The sequence below is a fragment of the Paraburkholderia sediminicola genome (assembly GCF_046026675.1).
Classification (GTDB): Bacteria; Pseudomonadota; Gammaproteobacteria; order Burkholderiales; family Burkholderiaceae; genus Paraburkholderia; species Paraburkholderia sediminicola_F.
This window is the reverse complement of record NZ_JAQQEY010000003.1, coordinates 289,674-312,486: the sequence shown is the minus strand read 5'-3', so window position 1 is coordinate 312,486 and position 22,813 is coordinate 289,674. Positions and strand designations below refer to the sequence as shown.

Here is a 22,813-nt window from a genome sequence, read left to right as displayed (position 1 = left end):
AGGTGGACAACGATGAAGAAGACATTTATTCGGCTCGCAGTAGCGACGGGCCTGACGTTCGGCGCAGTGCAGGGAGCGTTTGCTCAGTGGGTCGTCATTGACCCCTCAAACCTCGCGCAGAACATGATCACCGCGATGAAGGCCGTGAAGACTGAGGTCTATCAGGACAGCAATATCGCCTACCAGTACCAGATGATGGCTAACCAGTTGCTGCAGGCGACGAATCTCGACCCGACGGCGATGAAAGCCCAGTACACCCAGATTACGGGTGACATCGACAAGTACAAGCAGCTTGCTGGCACGCTTACCGATATGTATGGCGATCTGCAGGACGGCAGCCAGTGGATTACCCACGTGCAGACGCTCATCTCGCGTTCCGGCAAGTCGAACGAGCAGTGGTTTGCGGATATGGGGACCCTCTATAACCAGAGAGACAAACAGGCGACCGCACTGTTCCAGATGGGCAACAACGTGATGAAGCATGCGGAAGATCTCGGCAAGCGTCGCCAGGATCTGCAGTCGCAGCTGTCCCTCACGCCGACTGCACAGGCGACCGCCGAACTGACCACTCACTACCTTGACATGGTCTCGAGCCAGATGAGCGATCTGCTTCAGATGACGGCTGGCAAACAGCAGCGCGATGCGCAGCAGCAGTCGGTCGCCAACGAGGACGATAAGGCGAAAGCCGCGGCCGCGAAGAGCTTCGTCGATCAACAGACTGCCGAACGCGCAGCGTACGGCTTCTGAGCAACGGGACACAGCAAACCATGCTTCGACGCATCAGGATTCTCATTGCTGCCGCGCTCGTCTCATTGATGCTCGGGCCGGCCACTTCGCCGACGGCATTTGCGCAGGCGACGACACCGGACGGCATCCCGCTGCCGGCAAACACACCGCCTGCAACGGCCACTGTGAACGTTGGGGACCTCATCAAGCCCGGCGAAATTGGCAAGGGCAACCAGAATGCGATCACCAAGATCTCTGGCATGTTCTCGTCGGTCATCGATGCGGCGGTTTCAGTAAGTGCATTGATCAAGCCGGAGGCCGACAAGTTCGCGAGCGGTCTCGCGGTGATTACGATCGTGCTCGCAGCTGTGAGGTACGCCGCGACACGCGATCCGGTGATGGCATGGGTCGTCCTGTTCGAAGAACTCGGAATACTGGGTATCTTTGCGGCGTTCTATGTTGGGTTTGCATCCTGGGCGCCCGGCTTCTATCAATGGTTCCTTGGGATGGCAAATACAATCGGTGGCGCCAACATGAGCAGCGCGCTCAGCATCATGGGTAATGCCGCGGGGCAGATCTTCGATGCATTCATCGGCGCGCTCAAAACAGCGAGCTGGACCCAATATATCGCGGTGCTGATGGCGGTCGGTCCATTGTTTTTTGCCTGGCTTGTGTTGTCGGTCACGTCGATCGTGTTCGTCTTCTTCATCAACCTCGGCCAGTTACAGTTCGCCGTCGGAACAGTAATGGGTCAGATCGCATTCGCACTTGGTTTCTCAACCTTTACGCGTGGCTATTTCAAGACGTGGCTGGATTACATGATCAGTGCGGGCATGTATGTGGTTGTGGCCGCAATTCTCGTGCGCCTCGTAACGCACACGTTGACCGATGCAATCCAGACGTCGGTGTCCGTGGGGCTTTCGACGCCCGGAGCAGCCGCCTATGTGTTCGACCTGTCGCTCTTTGTGTTCCTCGTGTCGTTCGAGATTCCTAAAATGGCAGGGATGTTCGGCGGCGGTGCAAATGCGAGCGGCTCGATCATTGGCAAAGTCAGCAAGGCGGCCACGGCGGGGATCGTATGACCGTGCTGCATTCCCCAATCGAAGCGGCGACGCTGGTTGCCGATCATCAGCGCCGTGTCGACCTGATCGAGCAGTGCGCCAACGAAGCGGGCAGGGCGGAGTTCCAGCGGAAGTGGCTGACCGTCCTCCAGCGTTGCGCGGACTGGTTTTCGTCAATGCCGCTGAACCCTGAGATCTATCGCGAACCGGGCGGCGCGTTCCGCTGCACCGTTGAGACGGCGTTCTACGCGATGCGACTCGCAGGCGGCCAGAAGTTCGGCACCAACCTGCCTTCCGAAAAGCGTCGCCGGATCGAGCCGCAATACAACTATGCAGTGTTCCTCGCGGCGGTCTGCTCGCGTCTGGACGAGCCCTACCGGCATTTCACAATCGAGCGCGAAAGCGATCGCTCGGCGTGGAATCCGTCGGTCAACGGCCCGGCCGGCCCGTGGCTGGGCAGCGCCCCGTATCGCGTCGCGCGTCGCTCCGCGCCGTTGCCGATCGAGCGGATGCGGACCGGCATGCTCGCCCAGATGCTGATCGGCTCAGAGCTGCTCACTGGCCTTGACGCTGAAGTGCTGTCGGAGTTGTTTGGCGCGATCAACCCGAGCACGAAGCCGCTTGAGGCCGAATCCCTGCTGCACAAGGTCATCCGGCAGGCGGTGGACACGGCCGTCGAGTTCGACCGCAAGGCACAGCGCGCCGTTTTCGAGCCAGTGCAGTTTTCCGTGCCGTCAGCCATTCACGTGGCCGCGCAATTGCAGCCGGCCGCCGCTGCGTCGCCTGCAGCAGCGGTATCGGCCGTAGCACCCGCGTCTACGCCGCCGGCGCCACCTGCCGCGGCTTCACCGGCCCAGGCAGTCCCTCTGGCACAGGCTCCGTCGGCATCGGTCGCCGCATCGGCGGGGGAGTCCGGAACAGGGCTCGGCGATCTGCAGTCCGGCCCGCCGGCAAGCGCTGCCGTGTCGCCGGCCGCGCCCGCCGCACAGATGTCCCTCCCGTTGTCGCAATCAGAACCGCGAACCCTGCTTGGAGCAATCGGCTGTGCGACAGACAACGACACTGCGCATCGACAGCACGTGGCCGCGGTCAATCCGGCCGCCATGCGCACATCGCCAGTGCCAACAGACAACACGGCCGGCACGGAGCCGACCGAGCTCTTTGACGAGGTCCTCAAAGGCACGCCAAACATGATCAGGGAGCTCTTCAAGGCGCTGCGCGAAGACGTCGCGGCGGGCACCGCAAAGGTCTCATGGAACGACAAAGGACTCGCCATTCCGAAGCGTCTGATTGGTAGCTATGGAGTCGCGAGCGACACGCTCGTTGAACACCTGCGCAAACGCAGTCTGCTCGTGGGCAATGACCAGGGCGAAATAACGCTCGGGCCACGTGCTGGCCAACTCATCATGGACAAACCCGCATGATCAGTTACATCAATCATTTTCGTCCGATCTACGAGGTCAGGTCGGCCGCTTTCTGGCTGTGCGCGATCTTCCTTATCCCATTGTCGGGCATGCCATACGGATGGGCGTTTGCGTTATTCGGGCTGCTCGTGCTGACGGTTCGCTCGTTGCAGATATGGAAGGCGCTGAAATTTCGCATGGCGATTTCGACGAAATGGCTAACCACGCTGCAGGTCCCGAAGCTGCTCGCCATCCAGGCGCGGATGCGAAAGGAAGTGAACTCGATGTATCTGGGCATCGGATACGAGTGGACGCAGAAGCACTGCCAGATCGCGCATGACATCATTCGGATGCCGACGACCGATATTCCGGGCTTGCCACGCTGGCTTGGGAAAACCGACACCGGTCGCAAATTTGAGGAGATGATCGAATCGATCTTCGCTCCCAAGGACAGCATCCGTGACCGGATGCCGCAGGGCTCCTCGTGGATCCACGGCATGGAGCCAAAGAAGGGGCTCGTACCGTTCCACTATAAGGCGATGGGGGGGCATACTGCTGTCGGCGGCACCACAGGTTCAGGAAAAACCCGGACCTATGAGGTGATCTCGACGCAGGTGATTCACACGCCTTCCGATGTGTTGCTGTGCATCGATCCGAAGAACGATGCCGATTGGCGAAAGCGCGTTGAAACAGAGTGCAAACGCACCGGCCGGAAGTTCCTTTACTTCAATCAGGCGAAGCCATCGGAGTCGATCCGGCTGAACCCGATCGAGAACTGGTCGCAGCCGTCCGAAATTCCCAGCCGCATCGCGCAGCTGATGGACGAAGGCCCGTTCCGCGACTTTGCGTTCCTGTTCATCGATCGCGCGGTAAAGGGCGAGTTGTACATCGGCGACAAGCCGAACCTCCGATCGATCCTGAAATATGCTCAATCGGGGATCACCACGCTGCTCGAGAAGAGCCTGAAACGCTTCTTCCGGGAAAGTGGCCTTCTCGACTGGGAGACACTCGTCGCTCAGGACACGGTCAAGATGGCCAACAAACCCGGTGTCTCAATCGTGGACGGTATGGTCGCGCTGTACAACGCGCGCTTTGTTGCCCTCGACAAGGGACACGAAACTCTCGACGGGCTGGTCGCCACGCATACCCACGACAAGGAGCACTACATGCGGATCATCGCGTCCGCGCTGCCTTTGCTGCAGATGCTGGCGACCGGTGAAACCGGCTTGATGCTCGCGCCGAAGGCGGACGATTTCGAAGACGAGCGCGAGATCTGGGACATCGACAAGATCATCAAGCAGAAGGCTGTGTTGTATATGGGCCTCGACTCGCTGTCTAACAACATCGTCCAGAAGGCTATCGCGTCGATGGTCCTCGCCGACGTCGCGGCAGTATGCGGTTCGATCTACAACTTCTACGATTCTCCGCCTGAAGTCGTGCTGATCATCGACGAGGTGGGTGAGGCTATCAACGAGCAGGTGATTCAGGTGCTCAACAAGGGGCGCGGCGCCGGCTTCAAGGCATTCGTCGCATTCCAGGCTCGAGCCGATCTTGAAGCGCGCCTCGGAAACGCCGCGAAAATGCTGCAGGTTTTGGGCAATCTGAACAACCAGATCATCTTACGCTTGGAAGACACCGACACAGCGCAGTGGTTCTCTGACAAGGTCGGGGAAACCGCGATCCGCAACCTCGTGATGACCGGAAGCACCAGCACGGGAAGCGAAGCGCACGTCGGCGAATTTACCGGCTCCGTTTCACGCTCGCTTCAGATGGAAAAGGTTCCTTTGATTCCTACTCGCCTGATTCATAGCCTGCCGAACCTGCAGTACTTCATGCGGATTTCGGGCGCTGCCGTGTATCAGGGCCGTATTCCAATCCTTCAAGGCTGAAACCTACGCATGTCTGCCGTATATAAAAAAATCATCCGCGACTACAAGCTGTCCTCCCGCCTGATCCCGGTCTTCACGCTGGCGCCGGAGCTTGAACTCGCCTGCGCGCGCGTGGCCGATTTCATCGGGGAGAAGTTCATGGGCGAGAGCGAGCCACTGGTCAAGGAGATGCTCGACAACGGGCTGGCCGCGTACAAGCGCACGCGCAAGACTGGCGAGCCGCACGTTGCGTTCATGCAGGGCCTGTTCGAGCATGCGCACCTGCTCTACTCACGACGCTACGTAGCACGCGACGGCGAGCGCTATCACGTGTGGCCCCCGATGCTCGAGTCGATCCCGGCCTTCGAGGCTCGACACGACGGACTGGAAACGGGCATGGTCGATGAGCGTTGCCCTGAAAGCATTACCCAACGCTCGGCGGCATTCCAGCTGGCCGCTCGCGCGCTGACCGGTGAAAACTTCCGTCTCTATTTCGAGGACTACGATGTCGCTCACGCGTTTTCTGATAGCGAAGCTCTCGCGGGTTGATGACGACTTTGCGCGGCGCGCGATGTCGACCGCGCAGGCCCAGGACGAGATCGACGCAACGCCTCCGCGGGAATTCTCGCGAGGTTCCGGGGCGATGGCCTATGCGCTTGCGCTCTTCATCAATCGCCGGCCGGTGCACTTCTATCTGGGGCTGACGGGCCTGATCGTGTTTACGTTGTACATGCTGGGACGTGTCGCAACGTTTCTTCTAGAGTGGGGAGTCCATCTCTATGGCAGGTAGCCGTTTCGTCTCGCACATAAAGTGGTGGTTCTTCTTCGTACCGCTGCTTGCCCTGTTCCTGATACCCGCCATTCCCGATCCGTCGCTCTTTTCCATTGCTCCGGAGGAGGCTGATTCGGTCGCGGCGATCGTCGGCGTGGAACGCGCCGAGGAGGCGGTAACGGCTACCAATGAGCGGTTCAAGCGATGGTTCGTACAGACGGGTCTTGTGCGTGCGACGATTGACGCGACCGGCAGCGGCGACATCGGCGATGGTGGCGTCTCCGACTTCGCGCACACATGGGTCCACAATTTTTGGCTCGAGGTTTATCGAGCCGTGTACCGTGCCACGGTCATGAAACTGTGGATTCTGGGCACGCTGGCATTCTGTGTGGCGGCGTTTGTCGATGGCTCGGTGCGTCGGAAGATCAAGGCGTCTGCCGCAGGCTTTGCGAGCCCCCTTTCGTTCCATCTGGCAGGGCACGGCATCCTTATGGTGTTTGGTTTGGCGTTTGCCGTGCTGGTTGCGCCGGTTCCATTGTTCGCCCAGGTCTGGGTCGTGATGGCGGCCGTCCTAGGCGCGCTCCTCTGGAAGGCATCTTCTTCCTATCAGTAGTGAAAGGTTGTCCCCGGAAAGCTGCGGCAAAACCACCACCTTTCCGGGTTAGGACCGTCAACCGGTTGACGGGCGTGTGGATTGCCTTCGTACCCTCGCGCTTGCCGGAAAGACGTCACGCAGGTCAGGTCGGCACGAATGCTCGCCGCGTACGATCACTCATCGCGGAGACGTCCGACTGCACCCGGCCACGAACGGCCAGTCGACATTGCGACCTGAATTGTTGACAATTAGCATTAGGCTGTCGAAGTTCACATTTCACTGGTACGGTTGCTGATGGAAAAAATAACCGTGAGAGAAGCAAGTAAGGACAGACAACGCAAGGGCGCAGACGAGGAAATTGAGTCGATCAACCAGTTGCCTTTTCTGCAACATTGTCTCGGGACCTTTGCCGCTATCTCACTCGCATTGATCTTTGGCTTCGGGGCTTACGACGACCTCCAGATCGCGCAGGCATTTGAGAAGGACTCAGTTATCGTCACAGGACGAGTGATACGGTTCGAACAGGGGCAAAATGGAAACGTTAGTCCAGTTCTCTCATACTCGTTTCAGGGCCGAGCCTATGAGCATCGCGTTCCAACGAAGGACGGACGTTACAACATGAACGAGCTTCGTGCCGGACATTTTGAAGTGCGCCTTGTTCGATCAAACCCGCAGGTCGCCTTGGTCAATACTTGGGAGCAACCACCCGTTTTCTTGCCATGGATTTTTATGGCAGGCGCTGCCGCTTTTATTTCAGTGGGCCTTTTAGCCAGTTTGATCGGGCGAATGGTCCGGCGGCAGTTTTAGGTCATGGGCGACTCAATACGACGTCCAATGACCATTTTGACGATCCTCGATGGCCCGACGGGGGTCGAGCTGAACAGACCGAATTAGGCAGAGGTCGGCCACAACCGGCCGTTCGACGTCAGCATCTGAATCGTTGGCAATCGATGCGCGGGCATACACTACGCATGACTTCGAGCAGCACAAGATTTGAAACATGACCACGAAACGAACCAAATCTCGGCTAGCCGGTGAACTCGGTCGCTTCGTACAGCAGTCCGCCCGCAAGGCTCAAGCCTCGGATCCGAACGACCGGCAATACGATCGCAAGCTCGAAAGGAAAATGAAGCGGCTTTCCCCGCCTGAGCTATCTGACCTTCTCTCCCAAGACGAGCAAGAGCCGGACGAGTCCGAGCGTGAGAAACGTTGAGGACGGCCAGTTTGGGCGGTCGACACCGTCCACCAATTGGGAACAACTCTTAGACCTGTAGCCTCCTACAAGCCAGTCGTGTACCCAAGGCAACCCATTACGCTAAAGAGCCCAATTGCCGTCAGGAATAAGCCCAACCAGAGGTGAACGAGGAGAAACTGGATGGGCGATTTGGACTTGTATACGACGCCGCCGCGAGTGTGCGCTTTCTCTTCTGTCAGATAAGCAGATATTGTTGCGAGTACTCCTGCAGCCGATGCAAGCAAGGTTCCAAGCCAGCCAAAGTGAATGGAACTGGATACGTATGCATAGCAGATCCCCCATGAAATCACGGCGAGCATGAGAAGAATCCAAACCAATTTTTTCATTAAAATTGCGGACGCGTGTATCCGAGCCGCGCGAGTGTAGGCACATGCGGCATCCTATCAAACACACAACCGTGCTGGAATGGCTGCTCTCGGGAGGTTTGAAAGACCGTTGTGGGTCGAGGACGGTCGGTCACGGCAAACCGGCGCCACGGCGTCGCGGACAACGTCGGACGAGTCCCTGTATCGCGGCGCAATCTCCGGGTTTTCTTCTTCGATCGTAAGTGCGGACAGCGCCTCGCCGCGATTCATGCGCACGGCGGCTCCATTCAACGCCGACTCTTCACGACCGTCTGAGCGTCCGACGGGAGGCCGGCGACCGACGCCGCGACAAGTGCTCCCATCCTGGGGCTGTAAAAGACAGGCGAAATCGCCTATGTTTTACCCCGATTGTCCCGCCCAACCTCGCAACAATAGGTTGCATGCCGCGCGCGTGCGCGAGCTCTCACCACAGGGACATATATGAGCACCATCAACGAAGAGACGAATCTCGCAGACGCCGAGGGAACGAGCGCTCACGGCGCCGCCCCCGATCCCAGCCGCGCGGTGACGGGCGCGGTCGGTGCAGCCGGTTTGAGCGTGCCGCCCACGACGGATGGCGCGGACGACGGCGAGATCGAGCGTGAGCTTCAGCAGATGGAAGACGCCGCGACCACCCTCCAGAAGGAAGGGATGATTAGCGAGTCCGAAGCTACCGAAAAACGCGATCAGGTCGCACGCACCCGCAAGCTGTTCCGCGATCTATCTTCGGCAGAACGCGCCGCGATTGTCCAGCGCCGCCGCGAAATCGGTCGTGAACTTATGAGCCGCCAGCTTTCCGGCGCTGCGGTAGTTCCTGCCGCAGTCCGTCTGAACCATACGCGTCTAAAGCCTCTCTTCGAGCAATGGTGGCCGTACCTGAACCGTATGAGTATCAATATGCAGCGCTTCGGGCGCTCGACATTCGGGGCGGAGGATCAGTCTGTCGTGACGGACTGGTTCGAAAAGCAGATAGGCGATCTGGAAGCATACGTGGACGAGCAATTGACGGTGGCGCAAGGCTTCCGCGACAAGACAGACTCGAAGATGCGCGCCCAGGGCGATATCGTGTTCACGCCGAGCGTCACCAAGCCTTCACTGGACATTGAGGTTGAGGCGTATTCACGGTTTTCGATGCGCCTGCTGTCGGTGATGCTGAAATTCGACAAGGTCATGGATAGCTTCGACTTCCTCGTCTGGAATGGCGTGCGCGATCAATCGGACGTCGACGAAGAAACTTCGCGCTTCCTGCGCAAGTTCCATCCGGTCGGCGTGCGTGGCTACATGACCCACCTGCGTCTGATGACTACGGTACGCGGCCGGTAATCCCGGGTCGATGCCATGCTCGATGAGCTGAATCCGCAACAGCGCGAGGTGGCGCAGTTGCGCCGCCATTGCGTTGCGATCGCATGCCCCGGAGCGGGCAAAACCAAAACCATTGCGTCTAAGGCCGCGCTGCTGCTCGCCGATCCATCGGCGATCGTCGGCGCCGTTACCTTCAGCAAGGATGCCGCGGTCGAGTTGCGCGACCGGATTCTCGCGCTGTCCGGGCCGGACGCAAAACGCCGACTCATCGCAGGCACATTTCACTCCTTGGCGTTCAGGCAGTTGACGCCACCCGGTGGAAGCAAGCGTGACATTGCGTCGGACGGAGACCGCATGGGACTACTCGGGCGGGTCATAGCCGAGCTCGGTCTCGCATGGAAGCCAGAAGAAGTCGTGCCGGTTATCGAGCGCATCAAGACGAATTTTGGTCGCGTGGAGGCGGGCACCGCCGATGCGCAGCTTTACGACGCCTACCAGGAAGCGCTCTCGCGAAACGGCAAGATCGATTTCCAGGACATGCTCCGACTGTCCGTCGCCGGCATGGAGAGAGGCGAGATTCAGCCGTACGGACTTACCGATCTGCTCGTCGACGAGTTCCAGGATACCGATCCGCTCCAGTATCGCTGGGTTGAACTCCATGCGAAGGCCGGCACGCACGTTACAGTCGTTGGCGACGACGATCAGAGCATCTACGGATTCCGGGCGGCGCTCGGCTTTCGCGGGATGGAAAGTTTCGCGGCTTCGTTCGATGCACAACGGGTCGTGCTCGGGAGTAACTACCGGTGCCGGAGTGAAATCCTGTCGGCAGCCGACAAGGTCATACGGAATAACGTCGATCGTATCCCCAAGGCGCTGCACGCAGAACGGGGGGCCGGCGGTAGCGTATCCACGCGCCGATCCGACGACGAGTACGCTGACGCGCTGGCAGCCCTCGAAATGCTTCAGCCGCTGCTGGCGGCGGGACGCTCTTGCGCAATCCTCGCGCGTACAAACCGCATACTTGATCCGATCGAGTCGGTCTGCCGGTCGCACGGCGTTGCGTATTACCGTGCCTCGGGCAGTTCGGTCCTGAATCGGCCGCAGGGCGCATTGATGTGCAACCTGCTGCAGATCGTCGAAGGGAGAAAGCGCAACGGTCTTGATGCCGTGCTTGGCTATACGGGCATGAGTTCGAGCGACCTCGGGGCGTTGCACCGCGACATGGGTCCTGAGCTGAAACAACGCCTGAAGAAGGATCTTGTCGCCCTCGGTATCGGCGAAGACACATCGACGGCATACCGCAGCTTCATGAAGCGCCTCGCCGAGTGGCAGGCGCTGTGCGAGCGCCGGTTTTACTCATTGGCACTTGAAGGCGTGCTGGAACTGATGATGACCTACGCGAAAGGCGATCAGGCTATCCGCGCAATTCGCGGCACCTACGACGTTATCTCGCGGCTGAACGGGTCGTTTGCCGAACGCATTGAATTCCTCAAGCGCGACAACAACAAGCCCGCTGACGGCGCACTCGTGCTCACGACGATGCACAGTTCAAAGGGCCTCGAGTGGGATCACGTCTGGATCACGCGCGCCGAAGAGGGCGTGGTGCCGGATGAGAAAAGCGGGGAGTCGGAGGAGCGACGGCTGTTCTATGTTGCCATGACGCGGGCGCGCGACGGCCTGGTCATTGCAACGATCAAAAAGAATCCAGTTTCACGCTTCGTTATCGAATCCGAAGTGCAATAAATCCGTGGAGTTTTCGATGCTCAACCGCCTGTTGGGGATACTTGGCTATCAGGCGCTTTTCTATCGGGCGTCGCAAGGCATCTAATCCGCGGCACTCCCTACGTAAATGTCGTTGCTGGAAAAAATTGGCCGGGACGTCGCTTACGACGTGCCCGGCCTTCTTTTCTGCAAGACCGATCAATTCATTTCTGGACTCATCGTGAGAATCAGACTGTAGCGGGCGCCGGCGAGTGCAGTTGATGTGGCGGTAACAGCGACACGAGGCGCCGCAGCGAGAAATTTCAGTGTGGTCATGGGTTTCATCATCAGGTTACTGAATGTTGGGCGCGGCGACTGCTGAATCGGCTGCCGTGGGCCAGGGGCGAGGAAAGCCTTTGCCGTTGTCGTCCGGAAGTGCCGGGAACTGTCCATCGCTTATTGGCACCGCTTCCGCAAGCCTGCACAGAAAGTCGTCATTCGCCTGCAGCCAGTCGAGAACCCATGGTTGTCGACCGAGAAACGCTGGCGCCTGATCGCGCAGCAACTCAGCGAGTTCGCGATTCTCGTCAATTCGTTTGTAGACGCCCCCGCTGCGCCAGCCGAGGATGTGACGCACCTTGTTGAGGGCGGGATGCGCTCTGTAAAACACGTTGCGCAGGGCGAGCGCGAGATTCCGCTGGATGCTCATCTCAGGATCCACTCGCCGATCGCGGGATCTGCTGAACGTTGCTCGCGGCGTTCTCGATGGTCAGTTCGCTGGCCTTGCGTTTGATCTGCCCTTCGAGCGAGGCCCGCTGGCCGAGGCGGATCGTGCCGCAGTAGAAGACGTTGCCCTTGACCCGACCGTTGATTTCGAGAATGCCGCGGGCGTGCACGTCGCCCTCAACGATGCCGTCTATGCGCACGTGTTCGCCTTCGACCTGACCTTTGACCATCCCGCCCTGGCCCACATGCAGTAACCCGGCATTCGAAATGAGATTGCCGTCGATGATCCCGAACGTGCTAACGCCGTGATCGAGAATCATGTCGCCGTGGATCGACACGCCGGCCGCGAGCAGAGTGACGCTAAGAGGTTGAGTTTTCATCGGTGCCTATCAGAAAAGTTGAACGTCGCCGCCCTTTGCTACCGGGGCTTTGGCGGGCGCGGTCTGTGTCGGCGCAGCAGGCGTCGCCGGCGGCTCGCTCGTATTGATGGTCGCGTGATGGGAGCTCAGATGCCGGATCGGACGCAATACGGGCCTGGCGGCTGGCGCTTCGGCGGCGCTGGCAGTGCGCTCGCTCGCGGGCGCAGGGGCTGGAACCACCGCTTGTTGCGCCTCAGCCGTTGCCGTTGGCCGGACAGGTGCCGACGGGGCGACTGCAACGTCTTGAGCGACTGGCTGCACAAGAACGGCTTGCGTTGGCGTCGCGGGGCGCTGTGCGTGGATCGACGATGCTGCGGCCTGCGCGAGCGTCCTGCTAGTGGGGTTGTCGGCGGCATTGCCGCCCGTAGACGCCGCCGTCTCCGGATGAATCGTAAGGGAGCGCGGGTCCACGCTCGCGAGGGCAGGAGCGGCTACCGGCTGCTGCCCGAAGTCCGACGCGGTCAGCGGTCGGGCCGGCGCAGCGTTGATTGCCGACTCGCTGGTCACGGATGCCTGTGCCGGAGCGGTTGTGGCTTGCTCGACCAGGTGGACTGGCGCCGCAGCGCTATCGTGCATGACGCGCCAGATTTTTGCCGCGCTCATGCCGCCACCGCCCGCGATGGCCGCGATCGCCAGACAGAGCAGGGCCGGTCGGCCAGCCTTTCTGAGTGTCGCGGACAGTCCGCTGAAGTTCCATCCACGCCCGGTGCCGAGACTGGATCCGCGTTCCGGCGCCGGCAGCGCTGGCATGGCCGACGCGTGGCCAGCGATGTCAATGACGACCGGGTGTGGCGAGTATTGCGCGTGGAGCGCCTGAATTTGCCGTATATCCATTGTTCGTCTCCAGAGTGAGAAGTCGAGCGTACTCATCCGGACAGGAAGTCAATCCTGCCAGGCGAAAAGTATCGGGTTGTGGCAATGCCGGTTACTGCTCGCGGCGCTCGCCGTCGAAGTCGTACTGGTCGTTATCCGGCATGCACACCTGGACGATGTGTTTGATCCGTTTCTCGGCGTTCGTGAGAATGTTGGCGCGATCGCTCGTCGAGATTTTTTCGGCGAGGAGCGCCTCAAGTGTTCCGACGAAGACCCGGTCGAACTGGGTGAGGCATCGCACCAGCAAGCCAGCCAGTGGGCGCGTGATGATCAGCTCGATGGCTTCGTGCGGCAGTTCAATTGCGCGTGCGTCGTGGCGGGAGATCCATTCGTTGGTTTTGCGAAACCAGTTGGCAGCGTCGCGCAGTGAGGACTCCAGCGCCCGGACCTTGCCCCCGCGTGCAACTGCGATCTTCGCCGCGCAGAAGTTGTAGTCGGAACGGATGAAATCACGCGCAAACTGCGAGCTATATAGCAGCACAGTGACGGCGTCAGATTCGGGAACGATGCGCGTGACGCGCGAGTCGCTTGTCAGACGCGCGATAGGCTTCAGCCCGCTGGACGCGGGAGGTGCTGGGGGCACCGGCGCCGCGCTCGATGCTGCGAGCGCAAGTGCGGGGCGTGCGTCGTCAGAGTCTGCCGGACGGTCCGGGTCTGACGGAAGTTCAAGAACGGCGGCCATGTGGTTTTCGGGTGGTCTCTCTCACCGGTCATTGTGCTCGCGTTTCGTCTGATGATTCCGGGCAAAAGCTGCGCTGATTTCATCATCTTTCCGGGCTTCGCAGGGACGTTTTTCGGCAATACTGACTCTACTTCTCGCGTCTCTGACGCATCGACCCTGACCCGGCTAGCCCGGAGTCCATCCTCTGTATAAGCCGTGCCCTTGAGCATGCTCCGACCAGTTGGCTTCTGGTGTGGAAACTTCTGTTGATGAGCGCCTCGCCCGCGCTCCCTATCTTTCAGTCATAAAACTCGTCACCGGCCGCCTGCATTTGCGCCGCGACATCGTTCGGACCCGGATACCGGGTGTTCTCTCTCCAGAGCCCATCTGGGTAGAACGATCGTAGTCGACTGATCCGTGATCCTGCGGCGGAATGAACTTTCCGAAAATGGGCTGTTGCGCAGCGTGACCATGCTGCGCGGGAACGACCTAACGTTCCCGACTGTGAGCCTCCCGGCTCCCTGGACACCACATCCCCGGAAGGGATGTGGTGTCTGGGTCATTTACCACTGAATCCGAAGCGCGTTCCTCTTACCGGGGAGCGCGCTTTTTTTTCGTCCCTTGACCACCGGAGGTGTCTTGCTGCTTCCTGACCGTCTCAACGCGCGTATTGCCGAAACGATCCGCAACACGATCGACGAGGAGCGTGCTTCTGCTGATACCGCCTCGCCAGTCTGGCAACAGCGGTGCGAGGTAGCCCGGATCGCAACGTATAGCGACCCCGAGCGCCGTATCTTTCTTTCCCACATTGCCGAAGTCCGCGGAGAAGCGTCTGCAACGAACCTGGAGCATTCAGCCAGGGAGTTGCGCACGTCGGCGATATTCTTTCTTGCGAGAAAACCATCATGAACGCTGTTCTCAGTTTGACCGGCGCTCCTCCCCGGAGCATCGTTGAAGAAAGAGCGCTTCGACCGCCCACGATCGGAAAGATCCGGCCCGGCATCAGGGTGCTCAAGCAGGCGATCGCCAGCGCGAATCCGAACGCGGTTGCGGCGTACGACGAGATGGTCGCTGCTGGCGACTCGTTCGAGGCGATCGAGAAGGTGCTCGAATCGCGGTTCCGTCTCAAAAACGCGTTGGTCCCGCGAAACTCTCCGTACTTCACGTGTCGGCGTTCCGACTTCACGAATCCCGATGTGGCGACCGAAATCCTTCGCCTGTACGGTGAGGATCGCGGGCAGGGGGTAAAGCTTTACCGTTTCCCGGTGCTATTCGCGTTCAACGACTGGATGGGCAACCTGCCAAACCAGATGACCGCGTGGGGTGCTACTGGCCGCAAGTTCTTTTCCGAGTACGGAAACGATGGTCAGCGGTACTGCAAGACCTACGCGAAGGTCGAGCGTGATCCCCGGGCGCAACGGGCAACGCGTACGTTTGGTGGCCGCCACATCATCTTCCGTCAGGACGATGCAATCCCCGACGGCATTTGCGATCCCGAGCGCTGCCCCCAGTATCAGACGCGCCAGTGCAACCTCTCGGCGAGCTTTATCTTCGCGGTCCCCGATATCAAGGGACTCGGACTGATCGAGCTGCCGACGAACAGTATCTACGTGCTGCAGAAAGCCTACTCGGCCATGCAGACCGTAGTACTCGCGCGCGGCAGACTGACTGGCACACGCTTCTGGATATCGAAGCGGGAATTCGATATCACGCGTATCGGTGACAACGGCGAAGCGATGCGGGCAAAGCAGATGCTCACGGTGCTGGACGCGGAGATCGACATTGGCTCCCTGCTGGACGGCGCCGACGATACCGAGCCGGCGCTGGAAGCAGCTAACCGCGCAGTCGCACTCGTCGAAGCGGGCGGCAACGTTCTTCCGCTGCGTGTTGACGGGAGCATCGAAACTGGTCACGCGGATGCTCTCGGCTCGATTCAGGGAGAGCCGGCGGCGCCTCAAGTCCTGTCTCAAGCCTCGTCAACCTCGCTGCAGGGGGCTGGTCAGTCTGACGCAGGGTCTCAGGTTCAGTCGCCAGCTTCCGGTTCGCTGCTAGAGCACGTAATGGGTCGAGCTGGTGAGGACCCAGGCCGCACCGCAGGCAACGAGCCGATCGAGGAAAAGCGGGACCGGATGTCGGATCTGCTCAAGCGGTTGGGTCTGGGCGCGGAAGACCGCAAACACGATTTCAAAGTGTTTGCCCATGCCCGTTTCGGGCGTGGCTGGGTTGAGCGCGCGCAGGATGTCGACGCTATGAACGAGCGGCTGGAACAGGCGCTTTCCGCTCCCGCGCTGCTCGATCAGGAAATCGCAGACGCCCGGCAACAGTCGTTGCTGATCTGATCGTCTTTCCATCACCTTTTGCCAGCCCTTCGGGGCTGGTTTCTCTTCTTCCACGAGAACATTTCAGCAAGCAGGCTTGCTCAAGTGCTTTCGACAGCGCATCCCGCGCATCGAAACAGTCCGCTCCGGCGGCCATCTATTGAACGACGGAGCGACCCATGCCCGACACAAATCGCTTTCGCGTATCGCTCGACGTACGCGTGCTTGATCAACAGGCGTTGTATGACGCTGCTTTACGCTATGCCAACGAGCCGGGAACTCTCCTGAGCGCGGTGGACACGGTGAATCTGCTCACGGACAACGGAGGTATTGACGTTCGGGCATGTCTTGCGACGCTCCTGGACCCCTGCGCTCCGCCTGCCGGAACCGAGATCCAGAACGCAACGATTGAACCGTTCTGAGTCTCGCGGTTTCCACCGGCCTTACGTTCTTCCCTTCTTTTCTTACCCGCGTCGTTTTCTGACGCCGACGCATTGAGGCTGCCCACGGGCGGCCTTTTTGCATTTACGGAGGCGAAATTGAAAGTCGCACATTTTTCTGATCTGCATTACTCACCGGACAACCTTGCGGAATCCGATCGCTGCTTCGCGTTCGCCGTTGGCGACGCGATCGATCGCAAGGCTGAGGTCGCGGTGATCTCCGGGGACGCAACCGATCACCGGCTCGATGCACATGCACCGTCCCTGCACGCGCTGGCTACTCAGGTTCACCGGTTGGCCAACGCGATGCCGGTCCTGATGCTTCAAGGCACGTTCTCGCACGAACCTCCGGGCACGCTCGATAACTTCGCGTTGATGGGTGGCGCGCACCATGTGCACATCGCTGATCGGGTGTCGCAGGTCGCGTTGATCGACGGAAAGTTCTGGGCATCGGAGGGGCCAGTTTTTTCCCCTGAGTCGTTGCGCGAGATTATCGGCGTGAAGCCTGAAGCGGTATTCACCTGCCTTCCTACGGTCAACAAGGGCCAGCTTGCTGTGAGCGTTGGCGCGCTCGCCGCAGGTACGGAACTGGGCGAAGTGCTTGCCGCATATCTGGCGGCGGCAGGCCGGGTGAATGCAGAGCTTCGCGAGGCGGGAATCCCGACGATTGGCGTGTCGCACGGCACCGTGAACGGTTGTACGACCGAGCACGGTGTGACGATGGCGGGGTTCGACCATGAGTTCTCGCTCAGCGCGCTTTTCGAGGCGCAATGCAGCGCGTTCATGCTCGGGCATATCCACAAGGAGCAGTTCTGGACGCGAGCGGGCCGGCGGATCGCCTACCCGGGATCAATCGGGCGGTTTCACTACGGCGAGGAGGGCGAGAAAGGTTATCTCCTATGGGGCGTGTATCCGGAAGAAGCGGACTCGCTGCTGATCCCGACGCCATCGAGGCAAACGATTAGCGTTGAGTTCGACGGACCTCCGGACATGAAAAAGCTGCAGGAGATCGCAGATAGCGCTGGCGACAAGTTCGTCCGCGTTCGCTGGCAGATCGACGAGGAGCATCGTCAACTGGTCGACCGTGATGCGATCGCAGCGATGTTTACTGGGGCTGCGGGTCTGAAGGTCGAAGGTCGTGTGTTGCCTGTGGTTCGTAGCCGTGCCCAGGGCATCAGCCTGGAAACGACTGTTGAAGCCAAGCTCACCCGTTGGTGCGAGCTCACGAATATCGAGCCCGCACCGGTTGTGGAGTGTCTTCAGCTGCTCGAGACCGGGGACGCGGAAGCGATCGCGGCCGGGGTACTCGCCGGCATCGACGCTTCACCTGTCGCACCGTCGCTCAGTCTGGTCGGCGCAACGCTGGTGCTGGCGGAGTCGCAGGAACCGGACGGCGGGCTGGCGGTCGGTATGCCGCAGGCGCCAAAACCATCCGAACCGACGACGTTGTCGTGGCTGACAGATGACCTGTTTGCGGCGTAGTGCCGCCTTTTCGTGGGAGTGGCCAGTACGGCGCTCCCGCGCGGACACAGCCGTGTTCCGATAGCCATCACGGGCTATCGAAACGAGGTTTCACCCGCGTCATCGACGCATCGATCGCAGTTCGCTGCATCCATTTTCTTTTAGACCCTGGCGGGGAGCGATCCCTACCGGGAGCACTCCGCCGTTTTTCTGTGGAGTGTGACTATGTTTGGACTGTATCCCGCTGGCTCCAACTGGGTCCGGCACTACAACGCAACCGCGACTGCCCGTTTGCTGCAGCAGGATCTTGTGAATCACGCACGATTTACTGCAGGCATTTTCCATCAACCCTTTGGCGCTGAACGCGGCGCCGTACTCGCTCAACGCGATAGCTGTCTTGTGCTGACGGATTCAACCGACTCCGATCAGCCCGAACTGGTCGTCGTACCCGACGTCGAGATGCAAAACCTCCTGTGGTCGTTCAACTCGGGGTATGCCAACCAGTGGGGCAGCCGGGAACTCAAGGTTCTGACGGGTTGCGACAACTGGGACAGCGTCCTCAAGCATGCGGCTGCGCAATTTGCGAAAGTCTGCGATGACGTCCAGAGGGCCGCTGACGGGACACTCGTAAAGCCGGCACCTGCCGAGGTCGCTTCGGTCGCTGCAAGGCCGGATCCAGTCCTGTCAGCTTCGTTCTCTAACGATGACGACGTGCCCTGGTTACCGTCAGATTACCTCTTCGATTCGCCCATTCCGGAGGGAGCGACATGCGACCTCTGAAACTGACGCTCGAAGGGTTCTACGGTGTTCGCGATGGAATGAAGCGCGAAAGCCTGACGCTCGATCTCGAATCGCTGCCGACGGGCCTCATTGCGTTGACAGGCGAGAACGGCGCCGGCAAGTCCACGATCATGGACAACCTGCATCCGTACCGGATCATGCCGTCGCGCGCGACGAAGCTGTCCGTCGACGCGTTCTCGTACTGGGACAACATTTCCGGTACCCAGGCCCTGAAAGAGTTCGAATGGGAGCACGACGGTATCCGTTACCGCTCGTCGTTCGCTTTTCGCAAGCCGGGAAAGGTCGGCAAGGCCGAGTACTACCTTGCCTGGCTCGCGTCAGACGGCACGTGGACACCGTTCACGCTGCCTGACGGCACCGTTTCCGACGGCAAGGGCGAAACCTACGACCGCTGTGTTGAGGCGATCTGCGGTTCGCTGGAGTCGTTCTTCACCAGCGTGTTCTCTGCGCAGAACCGGCGTCCGCTTGCGTCTTACGGCGCGAGCGAGATCAAGGGGCTGCTTGCCGAGTTGCTGAAGATCGATCACCTGCGCGCGCTGTCGGCGAAAGCTGGCGACGTGGCGAAGGTGCTCGGACGGACGCTCGCGGCGGTGCAACAGGAGCTCGTTGCATTGTCTGGCAAGCGCGCACGGATGGCAGAGACCGAACGCACAATCGTGACTGATGGTGAGACGCTGGCGGTTGCCCGGAAGGAGCGGGAAACGTTGCACTCGAGCGCCGCGAACCTCACTACGCAGCGTGCTTCCCTTGTTGCGAAACAGGGAGAGAGCGCTTCTGTCGAGACGCGGTTACGTGAATTGGCCGCCCGACGCAACGAGCTATCCGGCTCGCTGAAGACGGTCGCGGGTGAGCAGAGTGCTGCAACGCAGGGCGCGAACCGGCGTCGCACGACCATCCAGCAGACCATCGCTGGACATGAGGCCACGCTGCGGCAGCGCGACGCGATCCTCGGCGCAGCTACCGCGCGTGATGATGCCCAGTTGCGGATCGGCCGCGAGGAATCGCGCGTCGAGCCGCTGCAGGTAGCCATCGCAGAACTTGAAGCGAAGCGGCTGTCGCTGACCTCCCTGACGACAAGTCTTACCGGGCTCCAGTCGCAGGGAACATCGCAGGCGGCTCTGCTTAAGACACTGCAGCAACAGGCCGCGGTGATCAGCGAGGTGCCTTGCGCCGGACACGAGATGCACTCGACGTGTCCGCTGCTCGCGCAAGCGCGCAACGCCTCGTCGCAAGCGGCCGAGCAGGTCATCTCGTTGACAAAGCTTCGTGAAAGCTTCCGGCAGCAACGGGAGCAATCGGAGCTGCTGACGCCTCAGGTCGCCCAACTCGCGGCAAAGCAGGCTGAACTGCGTACTGTCAACGCCGCGCTTGCGGCGGCGCGCCTGGACTTCCAGAAAGCGACGGAGCTTGCGGCGCGTAAGCCGTTGCTTGATGCGGCTGTCACTGGCCTCGACGCTGCCCGGCAGGAACTGGCGGCTCTCGAGACCGGACAGCAGGAAGGGTTGATACGCCGGGAGGCGGAAACAACCCGTCTGAATGCCTTGCTGCTTGAGATTGATTCGGAAACTGCGCGCCTCGCGGCCGTTGATGTTACGGGCGCGATCGCGGAGCTTGACCGTCAGCTGACGGCCAACCGCGAAGCGCTTGTGGCGATCGATGCGCGGATCGAAGCATTGATCCGCGCGCAGGCAACGCGTGAAGCTGAACGCGATGCGATGGCGAAGGAGTTGCACGGTTTCGACGCAACGCAGTCACGCGCCGACCGGATATCCGACGATATTGCACGCTGGAAGCTGACTGCTAAAGGCCTCGGCAACGAAGGGGTCATCGCGCTGACGATTGACGACGCAGGCCCTGCACTCACGCAGACGGTCAACGACCTTTTGCTTGCGTGTTACGGCATGCGCTTTACCGTCGAGATTCAGACCCAGCGGGAGCTGACCAGTGGCGAATTGCGTGAGGGATTTGAAATCCTCGTTCACGACGCCGACAACGACAACACCAAGGCGGTATCCGTGATGTCGGGTGGCCAGAAGGTCTGGATCAACGAGTGTCTGACGCGTGGCATCGCACTGTACCTCGCACGCAACGCCGGGCAGCCGTATCAGACGCTGTTCAGCGACGAGTCCGATGGTCCGCTCGATCCGAAGCGAAAGGTGCAGTTCATGCGCATGAAGCGTGAAGTGCTGAAGCAGGGCGGGTACGAGCGGGAGTTCTTCATCTCGCAAACACCCGAACTGATTTCGGAAGCTGACGCTGTTATCGACGTCGAAGCGCTCGCAGCCTGAGCGTCAGATGTCGTTCTTCTTTAACCCTGTGGGGAATGCTCCCCACAGGGGCATTCCTCGGTCTTTTTTCAACGAGGAATGCCATGAATTCGAAACTGAACCTGTATGAGCGCACGTCGGCCATCACGGTTTCGACGCGCCCGGCACAACAGGGCATCGGCATGAACCACACGTACGAGCTGAACGGCACGCTCATGCATGACGTTCTGGAAAACGGCAAGTGGATCACGAAACGCGCTGTACCTGCCGGCGACGCGCAAAAACGCGCTGCATAAGCGTGCTCTCTATATGTACGCCCTTCGGGGCGTGCCTCACCTCTTTCCATCATGTCCAACTTTCTGATGCTGTTGCTCGCTGCTGCGGGCTCGTCGTCGTTGTGCGCCTGCTCGGCCAACGTTCCTCTCACCAAACCGGCCGCCCGTCCGGCGATCGTAATTCGACAGCCGAAAGGCGAGCAGGGTGATTTCGTGCTCTGCAACGATGGTCGCGTGCTCGTGTTTGCCGTATCCCATCCTGAAACCTGTTCCTGACGCGCGCCGCGCGTTCAACCATGTTCGGCCCCGCTTTCGGCGGGGCTTTTTTCCGTATACGCAAAAGGAGAAGTCGAAATGAAAAAGCAGATCCTCGCGGCAGCAATCGCCGCCTCGCTTGTAGCGGCAGGGTGTCTCTCGATAGTGTCGCCGGCGGTCGCCGCGGACCACGCAACGGTAGAGGTCGCGTTCTCACCGGACGGTGGCGCGGAGCGTCTGGTCCTACGGACCATCGATCGCGCGCAGCAGTCGATCCGTGTGATGGCGTACACCTTTACCTCGCCGGCGGTGGTGCGCTCGCTGATCCTGGCGAAGCGCCGGGGAGTTGATGTGCAGGTGACTGTCGACTATCGCAGCAACATTGAGGAAGATCGTAGCGGTCGTTCTCATGCCGCGCTCGGTGCGCTGGCCTACGCTGGGGTGCCTGTTCGTGTCGTGCGGGTCTTCCCCATACTTCATAGCAAATTTATTTGGACAGAGTCGGCGGTCGAGACGGGCAGTTTCAATTTCACGCAGCAAGCCGCACGTTTCAATTCTGAGAACGCAATCGTCGTCACAGGCGATAGCGAGACGAATCGGGCATATCTCGTCAACTGGAATCAGGTGAGCGCGCTTGGCGAGCCGTATCGCGCCGACTAGCGTGATCTCCTCCTAGACGTTCATCTACGAATTCTTTCTATCCCGAGCAGGGCAGCACGCCCCTGCTCGGGAGCGTCGTCCCGCTCGCACATCTATGTGGAGATTTGAATGACCTATTCCTGTAGCGATTTTGTCAGTGATGTCCAGAGGTGTCTCGTCGAATCCGGCGCGCTTGCTGCTGAAGCGGTTACTGTCGGGGACATCGGAGAGCAGGCGGACGCGTGCATTTCCGCTGTTGTCTCGCTCGGTAGACACGCGGCTGCCGGCAGGTTTTCGCGTGAACTGCTTGACTCGGTCGAGTCGTTGGGCGCGCTTGCCGAGCAGTTCGGCAACGAGGCCCTGGTGACGCTCTTCTACCTGCAAGCGGCAATCCTGAACGGCGCCTATGTCGAACTGGACCAACGCAACGCAGACATTGCAGCCCTGTTGCTGACGTTGCCGTCCGCAGCGGACTGGACGAAACACATCCAGATGATTGACGTATAAGCGGCACGGGTATCGACTCGCGCTCGCATCTAACTCTGGCGGGAGCCACGCGATCGGCAATCAGTTCCGTCGTTCCGCTAACAACTGACTTAGCAGGACGACTCCTTGACACCGCCCGCGCGTTCATACGAACCGCGGGCACTT

At 60.2% G+C, this 22,813-nt stretch carries 24 protein-coding genes; 20 read left to right on the top strand and 4 right to left on the bottom strand.

Annotated features, from left to right (window positions below):
- The first annotated feature begins 12 nt into the window (after window positions 1-12).
- From PQQ86_RS39525 to PQQ86_RS39475, 11 genes are all read left to right on the top strand, one after another.
- A complete protein-coding gene (locus tag PQQ86_RS39525) occupies window positions 13-747 on the top strand; it encodes a DUF4141 domain-containing protein (protein WP_408279690.1) in 735 nt (244 codons plus the stop codon).
- Window positions 748-767: 20 nt separating this feature from the next.
- On the top strand, window positions 768-1,808 hold the full coding sequence (locus PQQ86_RS39520) for a type IV secretion system protein (RefSeq protein ID WP_408279689.1): 1,041 nt from the start codon (window positions 768-770) through the stop codon (window positions 1,806-1,808).
- Entirely contained in the window at window positions 1,805-3,211 is a 1,407-nt protein-coding gene (locus tag PQQ86_RS39515) for a TraI domain-containing protein (protein WP_408279688.1), read from the top strand. The genes PQQ86_RS39520 and PQQ86_RS39515 overlap by 4 nt, the downstream gene beginning before the upstream one ends.
- The gene (gene traD / locus PQQ86_RS39510) at window positions 3,208-5,079 is read left to right on the top strand and encodes a conjugative transfer system coupling protein TraD (protein WP_408279687.1); all 1,872 of its coding nucleotides are present in this window, start codon (window positions 3,208-3,210) and stop codon (window positions 5,077-5,079) included. Before PQQ86_RS39515 ends, traD begins: the two co-directional genes overlap by 4 nt.
- A gap of 9 nt (window positions 5,080-5,088) precedes the next feature.
- The gene (locus tag PQQ86_RS39505; RefSeq protein ID WP_408279686.1) at window positions 5,089-5,607 is read left to right on the top strand and encodes a hypothetical protein; all 519 of its coding nucleotides are present in this window, start codon (window positions 5,089-5,091) and stop codon (window positions 5,605-5,607) included.
- Entirely contained in the window at window positions 5,564-5,848 is a 285-nt protein-coding gene (locus tag PQQ86_RS39500; RefSeq protein ID WP_408279685.1) for a hypothetical protein, read from the top strand. The genes PQQ86_RS39505 and PQQ86_RS39500 overlap by 44 nt, the downstream gene beginning before the upstream one ends.
- Window positions 5,838-6,443 (top strand): IncC plasmid conjugative DNA transfer DtrJ family protein, encoded by a 606-nt coding sequence (locus PQQ86_RS39495; RefSeq protein ID WP_408279684.1) that lies wholly within the window; start codon window positions 5,838-5,840, stop codon window positions 6,441-6,443. Before PQQ86_RS39500 ends, PQQ86_RS39495 begins: the two co-directional genes overlap by 11 nt.
- 276 nt (window positions 6,444-6,719) lie before the next feature.
- A complete protein-coding gene (locus PQQ86_RS39490) occupies window positions 6,720-7,232 on the top strand; it encodes a hypothetical protein (protein WP_408279683.1) in 513 nt (170 codons plus the stop codon).
- 193 nt (window positions 7,233-7,425) lie between these two features.
- The gene (locus PQQ86_RS39485) at window positions 7,426-7,638 is read left to right on the top strand and encodes a hypothetical protein (protein ID WP_408279682.1); all 213 of its coding nucleotides are present in this window, start codon (window positions 7,426-7,428) and stop codon (window positions 7,636-7,638) included.
- Between the two features lie 827 nt (window positions 7,639-8,465).
- Window positions 8,466-9,347, top strand: a complete 882-nt coding sequence (locus PQQ86_RS39480) for an ATPase (protein WP_408279681.1) — start codon at window positions 8,466-8,468, stop codon at window positions 9,345-9,347.
- A 15-nt stretch (window positions 9,348-9,362) separates the two neighbouring features.
- Window positions 9,363-11,069: an ATP-dependent helicase gene (locus PQQ86_RS39475; RefSeq protein ID WP_408279680.1), complete on the top strand. Its 1,707-nt coding sequence runs from the start codon at window positions 9,363-9,365 to the stop codon at window positions 11,067-11,069.
- Window positions 11,070-11,379: 310 nt separating this feature from the next.
- Here the strand turns inward: PQQ86_RS39475 and PQQ86_RS39470 are convergent, their stop codons facing one another.
- The 4 genes from PQQ86_RS39470 to PQQ86_RS39455 form a co-directional block, all read right to left on the bottom strand.
- Window positions 11,380-11,736: a hypothetical protein gene (locus tag PQQ86_RS39470; RefSeq protein WP_408279679.1), complete on the bottom strand. Its 357-nt coding sequence runs from the start codon at window positions 11,734-11,736 to the stop codon at window positions 11,380-11,382.
- A gap of 1 nt (window position 11,737) precedes the next feature.
- Window positions 11,738-12,133: a bactofilin family protein gene (locus tag PQQ86_RS39465; RefSeq protein WP_408279678.1), complete on the bottom strand. Its 396-nt coding sequence runs from the start codon at window positions 12,131-12,133 to the stop codon at window positions 11,738-11,740.
- 9 nt (window positions 12,134-12,142) lie between these two features.
- Window positions 12,143-13,006, bottom strand: coding sequence for a hypothetical protein (locus PQQ86_RS39460; RefSeq protein ID WP_408279677.1), 864 nt, complete (start codon window positions 13,004-13,006; stop codon window positions 12,143-12,145).
- Window positions 13,007-13,097: 91 nt separating this feature from the next.
- The gene (locus tag PQQ86_RS39455) at window positions 13,098-13,727 is read right to left on the bottom strand and encodes a DUF1845 domain-containing protein (RefSeq protein WP_408279676.1); all 630 of its coding nucleotides are present in this window, start codon (window positions 13,725-13,727) and stop codon (window positions 13,098-13,100) included.
- A gap of 618 nt (window positions 13,728-14,345) precedes the next feature.
- Between PQQ86_RS39455 and PQQ86_RS39450 the strand changes: the two genes are divergently transcribed.
- The 9 genes from PQQ86_RS39450 to PQQ86_RS39410 all read left to right on the top strand — a co-directional run bounded on the left by PQQ86_RS39450 (window position 14,346) and on the right by PQQ86_RS39410 (window position 22,669).
- Complete coding sequence (locus PQQ86_RS39450; RefSeq protein WP_408279675.1) at window positions 14,346-14,615, top strand: DUF7696 family protein; 270 nt, start codon at window positions 14,346-14,348, stop codon at window positions 14,613-14,615.
- Window positions 14,612-16,045 (top strand): recombination directionality factor, encoded by a 1,434-nt coding sequence (locus tag PQQ86_RS39445; protein WP_408279674.1) that lies wholly within the window; start codon window positions 14,612-14,614, stop codon window positions 16,043-16,045. Before PQQ86_RS39450 ends, PQQ86_RS39445 begins: the two co-directional genes overlap by 4 nt.
- A gap of 158 nt (window positions 16,046-16,203) precedes the next feature.
- Entirely contained in the window at window positions 16,204-16,446 is a 243-nt protein-coding gene (locus PQQ86_RS39440; RefSeq protein ID WP_408279673.1) for a hypothetical protein, read from the top strand.
- 117 nt (window positions 16,447-16,563) lie between these two features.
- Window positions 16,564-17,946 (top strand): metallophosphoesterase family protein, encoded by a 1,383-nt coding sequence (locus PQQ86_RS39435; RefSeq protein WP_408279672.1) that lies wholly within the window; start codon window positions 16,564-16,566, stop codon window positions 17,944-17,946.
- Between the two features lie 204 nt (window positions 17,947-18,150).
- On the top strand, window positions 18,151-18,705 hold the full coding sequence (locus PQQ86_RS39430) for a hypothetical protein (protein ID WP_408279671.1): 555 nt from the start codon (window positions 18,151-18,153) through the stop codon (window positions 18,703-18,705).
- Window positions 18,693-21,014 carry an AAA family ATPase gene (locus PQQ86_RS39425; protein ID WP_408279670.1) on the top strand — a complete coding sequence of 774 codons (2,322 nt, stop codon included), beginning with the start codon at window positions 18,693-18,695 and terminating at the stop codon, window positions 21,012-21,014. The genes PQQ86_RS39430 and PQQ86_RS39425 overlap by 13 nt, the downstream gene beginning before the upstream one ends.
- 83 nt (window positions 21,015-21,097) lie before the next feature.
- Window positions 21,098-21,289, top strand: coding sequence for a hypothetical protein (locus tag PQQ86_RS39420; protein ID WP_408279669.1), 192 nt, complete (start codon window positions 21,098-21,100; stop codon window positions 21,287-21,289).
- A gap of 333 nt (window positions 21,290-21,622) precedes the next feature.
- Window positions 21,623-22,183 carry a phospholipase D-like domain-containing protein gene (locus PQQ86_RS39415; protein WP_408279668.1) on the top strand — a complete coding sequence of 187 codons (561 nt, stop codon included), beginning with the start codon at window positions 21,623-21,625 and terminating at the stop codon, window positions 22,181-22,183.
- Window positions 22,184-22,291: 108 nt separating this feature from the next.
- Window positions 22,292-22,669: a hypothetical protein gene (locus PQQ86_RS39410; protein ID WP_408279667.1), complete on the top strand. Its 378-nt coding sequence runs from the start codon at window positions 22,292-22,294 to the stop codon at window positions 22,667-22,669.
- Window positions 22,670-22,813 lie beyond the last annotated feature (144 nt).